The sequence below is a fragment of the Micromonospora maritima genome (assembly GCF_902825405.1).
Classification (GTDB): Bacteria; Actinomycetota; Actinomycetes; order Mycobacteriales; family Micromonosporaceae; genus Micromonospora; species Micromonospora maritima.
Genome location: NZ_CADEAU010000785.1, coordinates 1 through 1,709 on the forward strand (window position 1 = coordinate 1; position 1,709 = coordinate 1,709).

At 76.4% G+C, this 1,709-nt stretch carries 1 protein-coding gene and 1 pseudogene; one reads left to right on the forward strand and one right to left on the reverse strand.

Features of this window, described 5'->3' with window-relative positions; translation table 11 throughout:
* Positions 1-264: pseudogene (locus HUW36_RS32260) on the forward strand (glutamine synthetase); the annotation flags it as partial.
* 72 nt (positions 265-336) lie between these two features.
* On the opposite strand, the gene mptB reads toward HUW36_RS32260, so the two are convergent.
* Positions 337-1,709: polyprenol phosphomannose-dependent alpha 1,6 mannosyltransferase MptB (gene mptB, locus HUW36_RS32265; RefSeq protein ID WP_174531511.1), on the reverse strand; the 1,373-nt coding region annotated here is incomplete at its 5' end.

The following is a 1,709-nucleotide window of genomic DNA, read 5'->3' on the forward strand; positions in this document are numbered from 1 at the left end:
AAGAGCAAGATCGAGCCCCCGGCCCCGATCGACAAGGACCTCTACGACCTCCCGCCGGAGGAGTGGGGCGACGTCAAGCAGGTCCCCGGCTCCCTGCCGGCCGTGCTCGACTCGCTGGAGGCCGACCACGACTACCTGCTCGACGGCGGTGTCTTCACGCCCGACCTGATCTCCACCTGGATCGACTGGAAGCGGGCCAACGAGGTCGACCCGGTGCGCCTGCGCCCGACCCCGCACGAGTTCGCGATGTACTTCGACTGCTGAGCACGCTCGTCAGCACCGGCCGGGCCGGCTCCGCCTCCGCGGGGCCGGCCCGGCCGTCTCCGCGCCCGTCGCTCAGCGGTCGACCCGACGGCGGCGCAGCCCCGCCCGGACGCCTGCCGTCAGCACGGCCAGCACCAGCACGGTCATCAGCACCGCGCCGGGGGCCTTGGTGAACCGGGCCAGGTTGGTGCCGTCCGGCAGCGCGAGCACCGACGCGACCGCGCAGGGCGCCACGAACCAGACGGTCCGGACCAGCGGCACCGCCGACACCGCGAGCAGGGCCAGCGGCCAGGTCGCGTACCAGGGGTGGAAGACCGGAGCGAGTAGCACGGTCGCGGTCAGCGCGAGCCCCGCGCCGAGCAGCGCCACCCGGGGCCGGGCCACGGTCAGCCGGGCCACCCGCTGCCGGGCGTCGTTCCACCGTCGCAGCGCCGTCCACGCCCACCACCAGAGCGCCACCAGCGACGCGACCAGCAGCACCAACGCGACCGCCCGGGTCACCGGCACCGCGTGCGGCCGTCCTCCGGCCGCCTCGCCGACGTAGTCGACCACGAAGCCGACGGCCGTGGGCGGTGAGGTCCACTGCTGCGAGTCGCCGCTGCGGCCCAGCCCGGCCACCCAGCCCAGGCCGAGGCCGGTGGCGAGGGAGAGCACCACGAGCGTGCCGACCACGACGGCGGCCAGCCGACCACCGTCGCGCAGCAGCGCCCGCCAGGTGTAGCGGCCGAGTACGGCGGCGAGCGCCGCGAACGGGAGTACCACCACCGCCATCGCCTTGACCGCGACGGCCAGGCCCAGCAGCACCCCGGCCGCCACCAGCGCGCGGGGCTTGCCGGGCCGGCGGATCAGCACCAGCAGGCCGAACAGCACCAGCCCGAGCGCCAGCGCGTCGTTGTGGGCGCCGGCCACCAGGTGCACGCCGACCAGCGGGCAGGCCAGCACCAGCCAGGCCGCCCGTCGGGTGGGTACGCCCGCCGCCCGGGCCAGGCCGGGCAGGCAGAGCGCCACCAGCAGCAGTCCGGCCACCGCGGCCAGCCGGAACAGCACGATCGCCCCGACCAGGCCGCCGCCGGCGAGCACCGCCAGCCCGGCCAGCAGCACGAAGAACGGCCCGTACGGCGCGGGGGTGTCCCGCCAGATCGGCGACACCGAGTCGGTCCACGGGCAGCCGGCCGCGGCGACGCCCACCCGGTAGGGGCTGACCCCCTGGGTCCAGGTCCAGCCCTGGCAGGCGTACGAGTAGACGTCGCGGCTGCCCACCGGCGGCGCGGCCAGCAGCGGCAGCGACCAGAGCCCGGCGGTCAGGTAGGCCCAGCGGCCCGACGGGGCGCCCCAGCGCAGCGACCACCAGGCACCCACCAGCAGCGCCGTGCCGACCAGCCAGCACAGCAGCGTCGCCGGACCGTGCGGGGCCTGCCAGAGACCGGCGAGCGTGGTGCGCGGCG